This window comes from Streptomyces sp. WG7 (genome assembly GCF_049975785.1).
Taxonomy (GTDB): Bacteria; Actinomycetota; Actinomycetes; order Streptomycetales; family Streptomycetaceae; genus Streptomyces.
In genome coordinates, this window is the sequence record NZ_JBNGGE010000048.1 from 1 (window position 1) to 14,322 (window position 14,322).

The 14,322-nt window shown below is 70.8% G+C and carries 17 protein-coding genes and 2 tRNA genes; 4 read left to right on the forward strand and 15 right to left on the reverse strand.

The window, feature by feature from the left end:
• Both ACP4J0_RS31735 and ACP4J0_RS31740 read right to left on the reverse strand, forming a co-directional pair.
• On the reverse strand, nt 1-2,981 hold a 2,981-nt coding region (locus ACP4J0_RS31735; protein ID WP_426602171.1), incomplete at its 3' end, for a PAS domain-containing protein.
• Between the two features lie 202 nt (nt 2,982-3,183).
• Nucleotides 3,184-3,648, reverse strand: a complete 465-nt coding sequence (locus ACP4J0_RS31740) for an SSI family serine proteinase inhibitor (protein ID WP_426602172.1) — start codon at nt 3,646-3,648, stop codon at nt 3,184-3,186.
• Between the two features lie 168 nt (nt 3,649-3,816).
• On the opposite strand from ACP4J0_RS31740, the gene ACP4J0_RS31745 reads away from it, so the two are divergent.
• Together ACP4J0_RS31745 and ACP4J0_RS31750 are read left to right on the forward strand one after the other, a co-directional pair.
• Nucleotides 3,817-3,907, forward strand: a tRNA-Ser gene (locus tag ACP4J0_RS31745).
• 206 nt (nt 3,908-4,113) lie between these two features.
• Nucleotides 4,114-4,186 (forward strand) — tRNA-Arg (locus ACP4J0_RS31750).
• A 77-nt stretch (nt 4,187-4,263) separates the two neighbouring features.
• On the opposite strand, the gene ACP4J0_RS31755 is transcribed toward ACP4J0_RS31750, so the two are convergent.
• From ACP4J0_RS31755 to ACP4J0_RS31815, 13 genes are all read right to left on the reverse strand, one after another.
• The gene (locus tag ACP4J0_RS31755; RefSeq protein ID WP_426602173.1) at nt 4,264-5,490 is read right to left on the reverse strand and encodes a site-specific integrase; all 1,227 of its coding nucleotides are present in this window, start codon (nt 5,488-5,490) and stop codon (nt 4,264-4,266) included.
• On the reverse strand, nt 5,487-5,690 hold the full coding sequence (locus ACP4J0_RS31760; RefSeq protein WP_385629851.1) for a helix-turn-helix domain-containing protein: 204 nt from the start codon (nt 5,688-5,690) through the stop codon (nt 5,487-5,489). Before ACP4J0_RS31760 ends, ACP4J0_RS31755 begins: the two co-directional genes overlap by 4 nt.
• Entirely contained in the window at nt 5,687-7,078 is a 1,392-nt protein-coding gene (repSA, locus tag ACP4J0_RS31765; RefSeq protein ID WP_426602174.1) for a replication initiator protein RepSA, read from the reverse strand. The genes ACP4J0_RS31760 and repSA overlap by 4 nt, the downstream gene beginning before the upstream one ends.
• A complete protein-coding gene (locus ACP4J0_RS31770) occupies nt 7,075-7,740 on the reverse strand; it encodes an SAM-dependent methyltransferase (protein ID WP_426602175.1) in 666 nt (221 codons plus the stop codon). The genes repSA and ACP4J0_RS31770 overlap by 4 nt, the downstream gene beginning before the upstream one ends.
• Nucleotides 7,740-7,934, reverse strand: a complete 195-nt coding sequence (locus tag ACP4J0_RS31775) for a hypothetical protein (protein WP_426602218.1) — start codon at nt 7,932-7,934, stop codon at nt 7,740-7,742. The genes ACP4J0_RS31770 and ACP4J0_RS31775 overlap by 1 nt, the downstream gene beginning before the upstream one ends.
• 5 nt (nt 7,935-7,939) lie before the next feature.
• Nucleotides 7,940-8,122 carry a hypothetical protein gene (locus ACP4J0_RS31780; protein WP_426602176.1) on the reverse strand — a complete coding sequence of 61 codons (183 nt, stop codon included), beginning with the start codon at nt 8,120-8,122 and terminating at the stop codon, nt 7,940-7,942.
• Between the two features lie 94 nt (nt 8,123-8,216).
• The gene (locus ACP4J0_RS31785) at nt 8,217-8,762 is read right to left on the reverse strand and encodes a GGDEF domain-containing protein (RefSeq protein ID WP_426602177.1); all 546 of its coding nucleotides are present in this window, start codon (nt 8,760-8,762) and stop codon (nt 8,217-8,219) included.
• A gap of 3 nt (nt 8,763-8,765) precedes the next feature.
• Nucleotides 8,766-9,083, reverse strand: coding sequence for a SpdD-like protein (locus ACP4J0_RS31790; RefSeq protein WP_426602178.1), 318 nt, complete (start codon nt 9,081-9,083; stop codon nt 8,766-8,768).
• Between the two features lie 19 nt (nt 9,084-9,102).
• Complete coding sequence (locus ACP4J0_RS31795; protein WP_386824561.1) at nt 9,103-9,258, reverse strand: hypothetical protein; 156 nt, start codon at nt 9,256-9,258, stop codon at nt 9,103-9,105.
• 14 nt (nt 9,259-9,272) lie between these two features.
• On the reverse strand, nt 9,273-9,461 hold the full coding sequence (locus ACP4J0_RS31800) for a mobile element transfer protein (RefSeq protein WP_031017547.1): 189 nt from the start codon (nt 9,459-9,461) through the stop codon (nt 9,273-9,275).
• A gap of 19 nt (nt 9,462-9,480) precedes the next feature.
• The gene (locus tag ACP4J0_RS31805) at nt 9,481-10,158 is read right to left on the reverse strand and encodes a DUF2637 domain-containing protein (protein ID WP_426602179.1); all 678 of its coding nucleotides are present in this window, start codon (nt 10,156-10,158) and stop codon (nt 9,481-9,483) included.
• Nucleotides 10,159-10,231: 73 nt separating this feature from the next.
• Nucleotides 10,232-11,572 carry an FtsK/SpoIIIE domain-containing protein gene (locus tag ACP4J0_RS31810; RefSeq protein WP_426602180.1) on the reverse strand — a complete coding sequence of 447 codons (1,341 nt, stop codon included), beginning with the start codon at nt 11,570-11,572 and terminating at the stop codon, nt 10,232-10,234.
• Between the two features lie 2 nt (nt 11,573-11,574).
• Nucleotides 11,575-11,907, reverse strand: coding sequence for a hypothetical protein (locus ACP4J0_RS31815; RefSeq protein ID WP_385642369.1), 333 nt, complete (start codon nt 11,905-11,907; stop codon nt 11,575-11,577).
• 161 nt (nt 11,908-12,068) lie between these two features.
• Here ACP4J0_RS31815 and ACP4J0_RS31820 point away from each other — a divergent pair, with 161 nt between their 5' ends.
• Nucleotides 12,069-12,863: a GntR family transcriptional regulator gene (locus tag ACP4J0_RS31820; RefSeq protein WP_426602181.1), complete on the forward strand. Its 795-nt coding sequence runs from the start codon at nt 12,069-12,071 to the stop codon at nt 12,861-12,863.
• Nucleotides 12,860-13,525, forward strand: coding sequence for a YdcF family protein (locus ACP4J0_RS31825; protein WP_426602182.1), 666 nt, complete (start codon nt 12,860-12,862; stop codon nt 13,523-13,525). Before ACP4J0_RS31820 ends, ACP4J0_RS31825 begins: the two co-directional genes overlap by 4 nt.
• Nucleotides 13,526-14,322: the final 797 nt, after the last annotated feature.

Here is a 14,322-nt window from a genome sequence, read left to right on the forward strand (position 1 = left end):
TGCGCGGGGCCGGCGGTGGCCTCGGCGGGCTGGGGCGCGGCCGCGTGGGGTGCGGGTGCGGGCGCCGGTGCGGCCTGGACGGGCACGCCCGGGCCGGCGGCGTGCTGCGGAGGGACGGGGGCTCCGTGCGCGGGTGGTGCCTGCGCGGGAGCACTCTGCACCGGACCACCCTGCATCGCCGGCGGCGCCGCTTCCTCGGCCCACGGACCGGCCCCGGCCCGGCGACGCCGGCCCGTGGGCGCCTCGGCCGGGTGCGGCTGCGGCGGGGTGTGGTCGTCGGCCTGGTCGTGCGGTACGGCGTCGTGCCGGCCCTCGTCGGGCAGGGCGCCGCTGACGGGCAGGGCGTCACCGCCGGCGGCCGGGCCGGGTACCTGGACCTGACCCGGGGGCGTCGCCGCGGACGCCACGGCCTCGGCCGTCCCGTGCGGCTCCGCCTCGTCGGAGGGCCGGTCCGCGTCGGCGGGCGGGAGGGCGAACACCTGGCGCGGTGCAGCTTCCTGCGCGGCGGCACGCTCGTTCGCGGAGGCCAGGGCGCGGCGCCGGCGCCCGGTCGGCTGGGACGCGTCGGGCGGGTCCGCCTCACCGGCCTGCGCGGGCAGCGCCGGGGGCAGCGCCTGCTGCTCCCCACCGTCCCGCCGCGCACGCCGGCCGTCGGGCCCGGGCATGCCCTGCGGCGGTACGGTCCCGCCGAGACCGGTGTTGGAGGCCGCGGCCCCTCCGCCGTGCTCGCCGGCCATGACGACGGCGCCCTCGGACACCCCGGCGGCCGCCTCCTGGGGCATGCCCCCGGCGGGGGCACCGGCGGCCTCCGCGGGCCGCCCGCGCCGACGCCCGGTACCGCCGGACCCCTCGCCCGGCGTCGCCTGTGCGGGAACCGGAAGCGGGGCCGACGCCTGGGCCTCCTCCCGCACGGCCTGAGCCTGCGCGGCCTGAGCCTGGCCCTGAGAGATCTGCCCTTGAGAGTTCTGCTCCTGGGCGATCTGCTCCGGGACGGTCTGCTCCTGAGCCTGGGCAGCACGCCGCCTGCGTCGCCCGGTCGGTGCGGCACCCCCGCCCTCGGCACCGGTGAGGCCCCCGCCTGCGCCCTCACCCGCAGCGCCCGTGACCTCGCTCTCCAGGAAGGCGTCGACGGACGCCCGCCGAGCGCGCCGCCGTCCGCCACCGGGAGCCGGCTCCTGAACGGCCAGGGCGTTGCCCGCACCCGCGGCACTCGCGCCACCCGTCGCCCCCTCGACCTCGGCGGCCTGCGCCGGTGCCTGCCCCGGATCAAGGGCGAGGACCTGGGCCTGGGGCTGGCCCTGGGCAGCGACGGCCCCCGCCCCACCCCCGATCGGCACCTCCAGCACGTACGCGCTGCCGCTCATTCCCGGCACCTCGTGCGTCTGCAGCACGCCACCGTGCGCCCGCACGATCCCGCGCACGATCGGCTCGTGCACCGGGTCTCCCCCGGCGTACGGCCCGCGCACCTCGATGCGTACGACCTCGCCGCGCTGCGCCGCCGCCACCACGACGGTGTTGTCCAGGTAGCCGCCCGTCGCCGACACGGGCGAGTTGCCGGTGGCGTCGACGCCCGCCACGTCCGCGACGAGGTGCGCGAGCGCGGTGGCCAGCAGCCGGGGATCGACCTCGGCCTCGATGGGCGGCGCGTGCACGGCGAACTGCACCCGCCCCGGCCCGATCAGTTCCACGGCCCCGTCGACACCGGAGGCGACGACGGCGTCGAGCATCACCTTCGTACGGGAGAGGTTCTCGTTGCCGACGTCGAGACGCTGGTAGCCGAGGACGTTGTCGATGAGCGTGGTGATGCGTGAGTAGCCGGCCGAGAGGTGGTGCAGTACCTGGTTGGCCTCGGGCCACAGCTGACCGGCGTCGTCCGACGCCAGCGCGGCCAGTTCCCGGCGCAGCTCGTCCAGGGGCCCGCGCAGGGAGTCCCCGAGGAGGGTGAGCAGCTGCTCGTGCCGGGCGGCGATCGCCTCGTAACGGTCCTTCTCCCGTTCACCGAGCGCGGCGTAGCGGTCGGCGTCCGCGGCGATCTCCTCCGCGTGCTTCTCCCGCAGCTCCTCCAGCTCATCCGCGTGCTGCCGGCGCAGCGCGGTCAGCTCGGAGGCGTGCTCCTCGGCGAGTCGCTCCCGTTCCTCGACGTGCCGCTGCTCCGCTTCCTCGTGCTCCTTGACCAGGGCGTCGTAGGGGCGCCGGTCGGTGAAGGTCATGACGGCGCCGACGAGCTGGTCCCCGTCGCGGACGGGTGCGGTCGTCAGGTCCACCGGCAGCTGGTCGCCGCTCTTGGCGAACACCACCTGCCCGCGCACCCGGTGCTTGCGGCCCGAGCGCAGGGTGTCGGCGAGCGGCGACTCGTCGTACGGGAACGGCGAGCCGTCGGCCCGCGAGTGCAGGATGAGGGTGTGCAGCTCACGGCCGCCGAGGTCGCTGGCCCGGTAGCCCAGGATCTGGGCGGCGGCCGGGTTGACGAGGACGATCCGCCCGTCGGTGTCGGTGCCCACGACGCCCTCGGACGCGGCCCGCAGGATCATCTCGGTCTGCCGCTGCGAGCGCGCCAGCTCGGCCTCGGTGTCGACGGTGCCGGAGAGGTCGCGGACGACGAGCATCAGCAGCTCGTCGCCGGCGTAGCCGTAGTTGTCGTAGGCCTGCTGGCCGGTCTCCAGGTTGGCGCTGGTGACCTCGACCGGGAACTCGGTCCCGTCGGTGCGCCGGGCGACCATCCGCGTCGGCTTGGTGCGCGCCCGCGGATCGATGTGGTCCGGCCGCCTCATGGACCCGGGGATGAGCCGCGAGTCGAACTGCGGCAGCAGGTCCAGCAGCCCGCGCCCGACCAGCGCGGTGCCCGGAGTCTCGAAGGCCTCCAGCGCGATGGTGTTGGCGTTGACGACGGTGCCGTTCGCGTTGACCAGCACCAACGCGTCGGGCAGCGCGTCCAGTATGGCTGCGAGGCGAGCAGCGCCTCGGGATGGCCTGCTGCTCACGAGACGCTTCCCTCCTGGTTACCGCACTTGCCGACCGCCTGGGCCATCTTGCCAATCGGCCCGCAACGTGTCACGCGAGGGAGTCTAAGGGTTGGGGCCCGGCGGGCGGCGTGGGATGCGAGGGAGGTCGCACGGGAAAGTGAAGCAGAACGTGTGACCGAGTGTCCTGTGCGTCGCCTCCCGGCGCCGCACAGGACCGGTTTCACGACCGCCCTGCCGACCCCATGTCCGGCAGCAGCGGCACCATGCGGTCCCAGCGGGAGATCCCGCAGCCGTCGCGGCGGTCGTACGTCGCGTCGACGGGGCGTCCGGCCCAGGTGCCCTTGACGTGCGCGGTGGCGGGACCGCCGTACTGCATGGTGCAGACGCTGCCCTCCGGGACGGGGGCGAAGACGTCCTGCCCCCACCGTGTGTCGCGCTCGAGGACGGCACAGGCGCCGTCCGGGTCGGGGTGGCTGCCGCCGTGGGGGTTGCAGAACAGCTCGTACGTGCCGTCCGCGCCCGCGCCGGCGTCCCGGACGGTGACCGTCAGGTGATCGAAGCCCGGTGCCCCGCCAGCGGCGGCGGCGGCCGGGTGCGCGGCGGACAGGGTGGCCAGGGTGACGGCGGACAGGGCGGCGGCACCGAGGATTCGGGCGGCGGCGGGAAGGCGAGTGACCTGGAACATGACCGGACTAACGCGCCGGAGCGCCGGACGTTGCGCGACCGGGCCGTAAGGGCTTTGCCCTGCGGCCCGCCCGCCTAGTACCGTAGGGGTCGATTGGTGACAGCGAGCTCAACTGTGTCATCATCGGCACGCACCACTCGCGCTCGTACGCGAAGGGTGATGTTGTCTGGAGGCGTCGCCTAGTCCGGTCTATGGCGCCGCACTGCTAATGCGGTTTGGGTCTTAAAGCCCATCGAGGGTTCAAATCCCTCCGCCTCCGCACCGATCACCGAAGCCCCGGCCCCAGCTGGCCGGGGCTTCGGTGCGTCTTCCGGGTCCGTGTGGTGGCTTCGATGGATCGTTTCCGCAGGTCACAAGGGGTGCGGCTAACGGATTTCACATGACGGCGGCAGTCATGTAATGTTCTTCCTGTCGCCGCGAGCGGGCCGGAAGGAACGGGAGCGGCGGTAAAACTGAACAGGACAAGCACTCGTAGCTTAACGGATAGAGCATCTGACTACGGATCAGAAGGTTGCAGGTTCGAATCCTGCCGAGTGCACACAGGTGAGAGGCCCCGGAGAGATCCGGGGCCTCTTGCGTTTCAGGGGCGTACAGCAGCGAAGTACAGCAACCGCATCACCCGGTACCGCCCATCGCGTCCGACAGCTTGCCGATCGCGGCCCGCACTTCTTCCTCGCTCGCTTCGGCGTAGACCTCCATCGTCATAGCGATCTGCGAGTGCCGCAGGATGCGCTGTGCCACCTTCGGGTGCACCTTCAGCGCCACCAGGAGCGAGCTGCATGTGTGCCGGGTGTTCCGCAGCGGGATCACCCGCAGGCCGGCGCGACGAGCCCGCAGGGCGAACATCCGGGTCATGTTGCCCGGCTCGATCGGGGTGCCGTACTTCGTGGTGAAGACGAGATCATGACTGTTCTGCCAGAGCTCCCCCGCGGCCTTCCGGTCCCCGATCTGCTGAGCACGACGCATCCGCAGCGCCTTGAGGCAGAGCGCCGGCAGGGGAAGGAAGTCGTCGGAGTCCTCGGTCTTCGTCTCGCGGTGCAGGATCTGGCGTCCGGCGCGCTGGATCTGGTGATCCACGTACAGCTCACCCCGCTCGAAGTCGACGGACTTCCACGTCAGGCCCAGGACCTCACCGCGACGCAGGCCGAGGCAGAGCACCAGGACCCAGGCGGCGAAGAGGTGATCCTCCCGCGCGGCAGCGTCGGTGAGGAACTGGCCCGCCTCGGCGACCGACCACGGCTTGATGCGGCGGCGCCGGGGCTTGGGCACCCTCACCAGGGAGGCGACGTTCTTGCTGATCTCCTCCTCAGCGACCGCGTGCGTGAGAGCAGCCCGCAGGGTGTCCCGGGCGGCCTGGATCACGCGGCGGGAAGGGTATGCCTCGCAGCACTCCCCGATCGCACAGCACCTCTGACGGGAGAGCTCACGCTTCGAGTCCTTGCCCTGAGCACAGCACTGGCAGACGCCAGCCAACTTGGTCAGCCACTCGCGAACATCGCGGACCGTCAGGCGGTCGAGCCGCTTCGCACCGATGTGGGGAATGATGTAGAGCCGCACGGAACCCTCGTACGAGACGTACGACAGGGGAGCCAGGTTCGGCTTGACCACCGAGTCGAGCCAGTAGGAGAGGAACGCGGCTACCGTTCGGTGGCGTGTGGTCACAGGGCCGCGCTTGGCCTCTGCGTGGAGGGCGAGCCACTTCTCGTGGACCTCTTCCCGGGTCTTGCCGTAGGCGTACTTCCGAGCCCTCTTGCCGTCTGGCTTGGTCACCCAGACGTAGGCCGCGTACCCGTTCTTGTACGGGTAGATGGAGCCCTCACCGTTGCCGCGCTTGCCGCTCACGCCGCCTCCTCAGCCTGCGAGACGACGCGCTCCACGTACTCATCCACCCAGGCCGGGAGGATGCGCCGGTTGCGGCCGACCTTGACCGATCGGATCTCCCCGGTCAGGACGAGCATCTTCGTCTTGGACAGGCCGAAGTCGAGCATCTCGGCAACTTCCGCTGTGGTGTACCACTTGCGCGTGATCACAGCCGTGGTCATGTAGCACTTCCTTCCAGGTCGAGCAGGGCGGGTAGTTCCTCGCGGGCGGTTTCGCGGTTGTGCTGGATGTCGCGGCGGATGTTGGCGGCGAGCCAGGATTCGCCGGGGGTGTGGCCGTGGCCGGCGTAGGACCAGTGGGCGAGGGTGAGCGTGGTTGCTTCCTCACCGTCGGGGTCGGGCAGGCCGAGAACGGCGCGTTGCTGGGCGGCGCGGTAGTCGGCGCGGGTCTGGCGCAGTTCGCCGAGGGTGGTCGAGTAGCGCCGGGACTTGGTGGAGAAGTGGCCGCGGAAGCCGAGCATGTGGGCCCAGTCGCGGAGCTTGCGGTCCGGGTAGAGCGCGTGCAGGTCGAGGCAGGCCGCGATGAGCCGGGCCGGGTGGTCGGCGACGCCGAGAAGGGCCAGGGCCTCTTTGTTGCCGATGCGGCGGTCCACGGTGCCGGTGGTCTCGGCAGCCTTGGTGGCGTACTTGGCGACGTAGGAGGCAACGGCCTGTTCGGTGATGTCCTCGCCGTCCCCGAAGGCGCGGATCGGGCGTACGTCGAGCTGCGTGCCCCACCGAAGGGTGCGGGCCGGCTGGTCCCCGGACGCGTCCACGTCGACTTCCACGCGGGCGGCGGCGGCATGGATGGCGTCGGTGAGCAGGTCGAGGGTGGCCCACGCGGGCGGGGGGTCGTCCGGCCCGTCGGGTCCGTCGAAGCGGATCACGGCGTGGAAGTGCACCGCCCCGCGCTTCTGGTACTCGGCGACCTTGCCGAAGGACACCCGGGACTGCTCCTTCGCGTCCTTCTGCGTGAGCCCGGCGCGCTTGGCGATCTCTCGGCGCAGGTAGATCGTGAAGTAGCGCCACAGCTCGGAGGCGTGGTTGTTCCACAGCACGGCGCCCGCGTAGTCGTAGGCGTCCGCGTCGAGCGGTGTGCCCAGCTCGGGGGCGTCCTCGGCGTGGCGGGTGCCGCAGCGGCAGGGCCGGTTGCCGGGCCGATTGTGGACCGGGCCGAACGAGGGGGCGGTGAGGGTGGCGAACACCCGCGGGTGGTCCCGGATCGTGTGCGGGGTGCCCTTGGCGGGGTCGCCGACGAGGCCGGCGCGGATGAGGTGGTAGGTGTCGCCGGCGTAAGTCCAGGCGCAGGCGGGGCAGCGGGAGGCCCGCCGGTTGCCGCAGGCGAGGCGGAGCCGTCCGCCGGGTTCGGTATCGGTCGAGTAGGAGTGCAGGACCTGCCCGGTGGCGGCGTCGCGGGTGACCGTGGAGCCGGTCAGGTGGATGGGGTCGGAGCAGCCTCCGGTGCGGCGGATCTGGTCTTGGATGCGGTCGAAGCCGGGGGACCCGGCCAGCCTCAGCACGTCGGCGAGGGTGGCCGGGTCCAGGCCCGCCATGGTGGCGGTGTCGTTCACGCGGCGACCTCCAGCAGGGAGGCGTAGAGGGCGGTGCCGATGTGTTCGGTGTAGGCGGGCGGGATGCACTCGCGGATGCCGTCGCGGCTCATCCAGGGCACGCCCATGTCGTCGCGGGCTTCCTGGACGCCGGAGAAGTTGCCGACGTAGTGGGCGAAGTGCCCGGCGGCACGGGGGCGGCCCATCTTGGTCAGCGGCGCGGTGTGCCGCGGGTGGCGGGGTGTTGTGAAGGTGAACCCGCCACCGGTCTCGAACAGGCGGTGCCGGTAGGTGCGCATACCGAACGCGGCAGAGCACAGGGTCACCGGCTCGTGCAGCTCCGGGGCCGCGTCTTCCACGTTCTCGATCACCCACGGCCGGCCGGTGGCTTGCAGGGCGGCGCGGGTGGGGGCGATCAGGTCGGGGTGTTCCCGGTGCTGGATGCGCTGGGCGAGGGTGTAGCGCTGGCACGGGGGCGAGGCGTGGATGAAGTCGAACTCCGCGCCGTGCTCGCGGACGAAGGCGAGTGCGTCAGCCTGGACGAAGGAGAAGGGGTAGCGGGGCTGCGGGGCAAGGTCGACGCCCACGATGTCGAAGCCGGCGAGGTGGTAGCCCATAGAGGCGCCGCCCTGGCAGCAGAACAGGTCCAGCACCCGCAGACCGTTGGGAAGTGCGGCATGCATCACTTGCCCCTCTGGCTGTGAGCGGAACCGTGATTGGCCTCCCACCCCTGGACCAGGAGCTGGACCTGTGCGTCACCGGTGGCGGTGGCGGAGGCGCCGCAGTGGCAGACGGCGGAGCCGGTGGCGGGGGCGTCCGGGGAGGGCTTGATGATGTGCAGGCCGGGGGCGGTCTGCGTCGGGGTGAGGTCGCCCATCGTCGTCACCGCCCGATGCGGTGCAGGTTGGCGGCGGGGGCGGTGGTACCGGTGCCCTTACAGGCCGGGCAGATGATCTGGAGGGTGGCGCGGGTGCCGTCGGTGTGGCGGGTGCCGGTGGTGATAGCGGCGGTGGCGAAGCCGTCGCAGTCGCGGCAGACGCGCGTGTTCTGGGCGTGCTGGGGCATGATGGGGCTTCCCTTTCGGGTCCGTTGGATCTGGATTGGGTGCAGGCGCCCGGAGCGGCGGAAGTTTGGCGACCGAGGCCGCTCCGGGGGCCGTTCAGTTGTGGACGTTGCGCCTTCCGTGGCCCTTGGCCGCGTACATGCCGGCGTCGGCCGCGGACAGTGCGTCGGTGAGGGCGGGGACCGGCAGGTCGGAGCGGTGGCATAGCCCGACCGAGGCGGAGACCGGCAGAAGGTGACCGTCGAAGGCGACAGGCCGGCGGAGGGCGGCTTGCAGCGCGGTCGTGCCGGGGGTGTGGGCGGGGTCGGTGACGATGGCGGCGAACTCGTCTCCGCCGAGGCGGGCGGCGATGCCGTGGCCAGCGCACCAGTCGCGCAGTCGGCGGGCGGTCGCGGTGAGGACGGCGTCACCGGCAGCGTGGCCGTGCGTGTCGTTGATGGCCTTGAAGTCGTCCAGGTCGATCAGGACGACGAGCGCGGCCGGGTTCCTGGCGAGCAGGTGTTCGGCGCGGGTGGTGAATCCAGCGCGGGTGTGCAGGCCGGTCAGCGGGTCGCGGCGGGCGGTGGCCAGGCGGCGCAGGAGCAGGCTGCCGTGCAGGGCCCAGCCGAGGGCCGGTAAGGCGGCGGCGATCACGGTTTCCATGGCTCACCGTCCCTTGTGCATGTCGTTGACGAGCAGGCGCAGGACGACGGCGACCAGGGCGACGGAGACGCCGGTGATGGCGACCGCCAGGAGCATGGAGACCAGGACTGCGCCGACGACGAGGACCACGGCGGTCCCGCCGCCGACGAGGGCGAGGGCGGTGCCGGGCGTGACCTGGATCGTGGGCCGGGACGGAGCGGGGGCGGTCGGGGCCGGCGGCGGTGCCGGGTTGCCGGGCGTGATGCTGGTCGGTTCGACCACGGTGGGCGAGGTGACCAGGCCCGTGGGCTGGGGCATGGTCGGGAGCTTGGGGCGGAACATGGGCGGATCTCCCTTCGGGTTACTTGATGGCGGTTTCGATGACCGGAGACAGGAGGCTGTCGGCGAGGAGGTAGCCGCCCAGGAGGAGCACGGCCACCAGCCACCAGGGCGGGCGGATGAGCTTGATGCCCAGGAAGCCGACGACGAGCAGGGCGAGCCAGAGCGGGACGTCCATGACGCGGTGTCCTCCTACGCCTTGCAGCGGTGGGTGCGGGCGGCGAGTTCGGCGGCGGAACGGTCGTGGTAATCGGCGGAGAAGCCGCAGCGCGGGGCCGTGCAGGCGGCGGTGTGCATCTCGCGGCCCCGGCCGTCGTAGTAGGTGCCGACCTGCACGGGCCCGATCCGGATCCGGTTGCGGAAGCGGCGGTAGACGCTCATGGATGGATCTCCTTCCTGGTCAGGTGAGCTGGAGATGGGCGGCGATCGCGTCGGTCATCTGCGCGGGCAGACCGAGCCGGGCCGAGAGAACGTCGGCGGACATCGGGGCACCGGTCGACGCCTGGTGCGCGTCGGCGAGCTTGCGGGCGTGATCCAGCAGCGCAGCCGGAACCGCGGGCGCGGTGGGACCGGGCTGTGGCGGTGCCGGGGCCAGCTGCGGAGCGGCAGGCGCCGGGGGCGGGACGGGCGCGGGGGTGTCGTCGCGCGTGACGTCGACTTCCAGCGGGGCGTCCGACTCGTCGTCCACAGGCTGTGCAGGAGCAGGGCCGGGCTTGTCGGTGGGGGTGTGGACCAGGAGGGTTCCGCCGAGGAAGGCCAGGGCGGGCCAGCCGGCGACGAGGATGCGCAGCCAGTCGGGCACGTTCTGGAGGTCGAGGAGTCCGGCGGTCGCGACGTTCGCGCCAAGCGAGGCGAACAGGGCGATGAGGAACCAGGTCCAGGCCGAGCGGTCCCGGCGAGCCGTGCGCAGCCGACGCCACGCGGCGACTAGGAGCAGGTCGACGGAGACCGGGTAGGCCCAGGCTTTCCACCCGGACTGACCGGCGGCTTCGGCCAGGTCGTGCAGATGGGCGAAGGACAGCGCGCCGGCGATGACGGCCTGGACCAGTACGGCATCGATGCGGATCGAGCGGGGCATGGGGGCACCTCCCTTCGAAGGGGGTTGGGCCGGGGGCGGGCGGGGAGCGTGTCCGGCCGCCCAGTCCCGGCAGTCAGTCGGTGACGGGGCGAGGCTTGACCAGCGACGGACCGGCCGCCGGCACCTCGGTGGGCACGAGGGGCCGGAAGGGGTCGAGGGCGGGGAAGTCCGGGACCAGGTGGGCGAACTCCCGGCAAGCCGCGACCACTTCCGCGCGGGAGGTGTGCGGGGTGCGGATCTTCGACCAGCCGCCCGTGGAGTCCACGGCGACAGCGGTGCCAGGGCGGTCCATCGGGATCAGACCGGCAACCGGTACGGCGTCCGGGGCCACGTCGGCCAGTCCCATTTCGGCGGTCTGCTTGTCATTGACCCGGTGCACCACACGGCCGGTGAGCTGGGCACGGAGCATGGTGGCGCCCTTCCCCAGTTCGGAACCGAACCGCTGCCCGCAGATCTCCAGGTAGATCCCGACCGCGCGGGCCATCTGCGCCAGCCGGATCAGGGCCGTGACGATCCGCTCGCGGCGTTCCTCGTCCTTCTTCGCCGAGATCAGGAACAGTTCCGCCACCTCGTCGACCAGGACGACGACCGGCACCGGCCGCAGGTGTTCGGGCAGCTCCCACACGTCCGAGACACCGTGGCGGCTCAGCAGGTCGAAGCGGTCTTCCATCTCCGCGACCAGGACCGCGAGCAGGGAAGCGGCATCATCGGGGGTGGTGACCAGGGCCGACAGCCGTGGAGCGAAGGCGGACTGTTCCACCCCGCGCTTGCAGTCGATGCCGACCAGTGCGACCGGCAACTGGGCCAGGCCCTTGATCAGGTTGCGCTGGTACATCGACTTGCCCGAGTGGTTGGCGCCCAGCGTCAGCGCCATCGGGGCTTTGCGGTAGTCCCGCTCGAACGCGGTCCCGTCCTCCCGCAGTGCCACCGGCACCACCAGATCGTGCGGGGCGGCGTTGCGCGGCATCCGCACCCGGCGCAGCACGTCATGGCCGGTCATGCGCAGTTCCACGAACCCGGGCTTGGTCTCGACCACGGTCACGGAGTGCACACCCCAGGCGTGCCGAAGCCGCTCGGAGGAGGCCATCACGTCGGCGGGTTCCAGGCCGGCCGGAAGCCGCAGAGTCACCCGCAGCCCGGTCGACGTGGGCCGGACCCGGCGGATCTTCGGCGGTACCGGCTGCACCTCACGGCGGGCGACGTTGCGCGTCATGAACGCCCGCAGGCCGGACGGCTGAACCGTCAGCCCGCACACGTCCATCGTCGACCGGTACGAGAAGGTGAACCGCCCCCAGGCGAGCGGCATGCCCACCAGCGACCAGTAGACCCGCGGGGCCCGTACCTTCGCGTAGCCGAGACCGCCGGCGCCCGCTAACGCCCCCGTGGCCTCCAGCCACATCGTCAGGTCAGCCATGATCAGGCCGCCGGGGTGATCGCGACCGCGCGGAACGAGATGCCGTGCCGCTTCTGGCCGTTGAACTCGTTCTCCCAGTCCCGCGCCTTGAGGCCGTGGACCTTGACGGGCGTGCCCGGCACGAGGTTCTCCGGGTAGCCGTTCTCCGGAACGGTCACCTGGTAGAGGTTGCCCTCCCCCTCGTCCGAGACCAGCAGGCCCACGGTGGACAGCCCCAGGCTCGGGTTGTCCCGGTCCATGGCCCGCTCACCGGTCTTCTTGTTCGCCATCTTCGGTTCCGGCGCGGTCGCCACGAACACCACGGCGGTCGAAAGGTCGATCTTGAACGACGGCATGAGCACTCCCTGTTTCCAAGCTTTGGAGCAGCCCAAAGAAGGCCTGTCCTTCCCGCTGTCCTAGGACTGCGGTGGGCTTGGCAAGACTGTGGCACGCAGTCCTAGGACTGTCAACAGTCCTGGGACTGTGCTTGACTGGACTTGTTGAGAGGAGTCATGCAATGGCGCCCAAGTGGCGGGAGCTGGCGGACAAGCTGGCTGAACAGATCAAGAGGGGTGAGTACGCCCCCGGCCAGCAGCTCCCGCAGATCAGGGAGCTGGTCGCAGCAGGCGAGGGCAGCAAGTCCACCGTCCACCAGGCCTACAGGGCTCTTGAGGCAGAGGGCTTGGTGACCTCATCTCGCGGCCACGGAACCGTGGTGCGTGAGCACGTGCCTCTTAAGCGACTCGGCATCGCCAGGTACGACAAGGCCAAATGGCGGGACAGCGACGAGGTCGCTTTCATCGCGGACCGTGTGGCTTCCGGACGGGGGTACCGCCGGAACGAGCAGACTCAGACGGTCAGCCGTGTCGTAGCCCCACCGGAAGTGGCAGCCGCTCATGGACTACCGGAAGGCGCCGAGGTCTACGCCCGCGCGCGGCTGGTGAAGGAAGGCGATCAGCCGACGCACACGTTGACCAGCTACTACCGGCCCGAGCACGTCGAAGGAACTCGACTGGTTGACCCCACGCCAGGGCCCGCCGGCCGAGGCGGAGGGTTCCGCGTGCTGTACGACGCCGGTTACGAGATCGACCACATGAAGGAGCGACTTTTCGCCCGTGCTGCCACACCGGATGAGGTGAAGCAGCTCCAGCTGCCACCGGGCGAACCGGTCGTCGAGCTTCATCGGACGACCTACACGGCCGCGGGCATCGTCGTGGAGTACGCCATCGGGGTACACGCGGCATCGCGCTTCGCGTGGGAGTACGACTTCAAAGTGCCCGACTCGGCGAAGGACAGGGAAGGCGAGCAGTGATCTCGGCACGGGACTGGGCGGACGCCCGGCGCGTATGGGACTACCACCAGATGGGCCACACACCCCGGCCGTGCTCGGTCGCCGTCGGGCTTGGTAGTCACGATCTGGGCGTGGCCGACACGGCGGTGAGCCTGTACAAGCGCGGCATGGCTCCCCTGCTCCTGTTCACCGGTGCCACCAGCCCCACGACGCGGGAGCGTATGCCCCGTGGTGAGGCCGTCCACTACCAGGAACGGGCAGTGGAACTCGGTGTCCCCAGTACGGCCATCCTCGTAGAGCCGCGCGCCCGCAACACAGGTGAGAACATCCGCTTCTCGCGAGAGCTGTTGGAGAAGGAGAGGATCGAGGTTGCCTCGGTGCTCCTCATCAGCAAGCCCTACGAGGAGCGGCGAGCGTACGCCACCGCACGCAAGCTCTGGCCGGCGGTCGAGGTCGTCAGCGCTTCCGCTCCCATGACGCTCGACGAGTACGTCGACTCCATCGGTGACGCCCGGTTGGTGATCGACATGCTGGTTGGTGCGCTGCAGCGACTGATGATCTATCCGGAGCAGGGATTCATGATCAGCCAATCAGTGCCCCCCGACGTGCTGGACGCGTACGAGCGCCTTTGCGAAGCCGGATTCACGAGCCGCCTCCTGGCTACTGACGCGCCTTCGTCTTGACCCGAACCGAGCGAGAGCTGTTACAGGTTTCTCTACCTCATCAAGGGCCCGCGCGAGGCGCGGGCAGGCCCCCTTGGGCCGACCCCTCTGCGCCTTCGGCGCCGGGGCCGGCCCATGGGGCCGCAGCGAAGCAGCGGCCCGAGGGTAGAGACCGCATAGCGTGCGACGGTCAAAGACGATGCCTCCGGCGGGGGATCGGCCGGCACCGGGATGGAGGGGGCGCCGTTGCCGACCGCGGGCACGTTGGGGCGTGCGTGGGGTGCTCCCATCCCGTACACCATCGACCCAGGCAGAGCCGAGCAGACGCGGCCCAGGGGCGTCAAGGTCGTTCGTACAGTGGCGCGCTCCACCTTGACGCCCCTGAACCACGCCTGCTCCACGGTGTGTGGGTCGACGGCGTACGGGATGGGAGCTGGGGGAAGTGGTGGGAGCCGGTAAGGCACAGCCTGCGAAGGCCGTGAATTGAGTGACCTTAGTCACTCTATTTACAAGGGGTTTGCCCAATAAAGTCCGATGTGACATGAGGTTATCGCACGCGGTGCACACGTCGATTGTCAGTGGCGTGTGATAAGCGGCTGCGTTCTTGCTGGTCAGCGAGCTAGCGTGCGCGTGCTCAACTTCGCTTGAGTCTGCCCGAGTTAGTGATGGGTGGTGCGCCCTGTTCGACAAGGAGACTTGATGGCGAACGGCACCTACTGTCGGAGCCGTGCCATACCGTTAGAGCAACAACACCGAAGGACGCGCCCGCCTTTGGTAGAGGATCCGGGCGCGCCCTTCTGATAACCGAGGAGGACTAT

Excerpts from the sequence above, each read along its gene's own strand:
- ACP4J0_RS31795 (WP_386824561.1), bottom strand. The coding sequence starts at position 9,258 with ATGGACGTCCCGCTCTGGCTCGCCCTGCTCGTCGTCGGCTTCCTGGGC.
- ACP4J0_RS31790 (WP_426602178.1), bottom strand. The coding sequence starts at position 9,083 with ATGTTCCGCCCCAAGCTCCCGACCATGCCCCAGCCCACGGGCCTGGTC.
- ACP4J0_RS31820 (WP_426602181.1), top strand. The coding sequence starts at position 12,069 with ATGGCGCCCAAGTGGCGGGAGCTGGCGGACAAGCTGGCTGAACAGATC.
- ACP4J0_RS31770 (WP_426602175.1), bottom strand. The coding sequence starts at position 7,740 with ATGCATGCCGCACTTCCCAACGGTCTGCGGGTGCTGGACCTGTTCTGC.
- ACP4J0_RS31815 (WP_385642369.1), bottom strand. The coding sequence starts at position 11,907 with ATGCCGTCGTTCAAGATCGACCTTTCGACCGCCGTGGTGTTCGTGGCG.
- ACP4J0_RS31760 (WP_385629851.1), bottom strand. The coding sequence starts at position 5,690 with ATGACCACGGCTGTGATCACGCGCAAGTGGTACACCACAGCGGAAGTT.
- ACP4J0_RS31775 (WP_426602218.1), bottom strand. The coding sequence starts at position 7,934 with ATGGGCGACCTCACCCCGACGCAGACCGCCCCCGGCCTGCACATCATC.
- ACP4J0_RS31740 (WP_426602172.1), bottom strand. The coding sequence starts at position 3,648 with ATGTTCCAGGTCACTCGCCTTCCCGCCGCCGCCCGAATCCTCGGTGCC.
- ACP4J0_RS31780 (WP_426602176.1), bottom strand. The coding sequence starts at position 8,122 with ATGCCCCAGCACGCCCAGAACACGCGCGTCTGCCGCGACTGCGACGGC.
- ACP4J0_RS31785 (WP_426602177.1), bottom strand. The coding sequence starts at position 8,762 with ATGGAAACCGTGATCGCCGCCGCCTTACCGGCCCTCGGCTGGGCCCTG.
- ACP4J0_RS31805 (WP_426602179.1), bottom strand. The coding sequence starts at position 10,158 with ATGCCCCGCTCGATCCGCATCGATGCCGTACTGGTCCAGGCCGTCATC.
- ACP4J0_RS31810 (WP_426602180.1), bottom strand. The coding sequence starts at position 11,572 with ATGGCTGACCTGACGATGTGGCTGGAGGCCACGGGGGCGTTAGCGGGC.
- ACP4J0_RS31800 (WP_031017547.1), bottom strand. The coding sequence starts at position 9,461 with ATGAGCGTCTACCGCCGCTTCCGCAACCGGATCCGGATCGGGCCCGTG.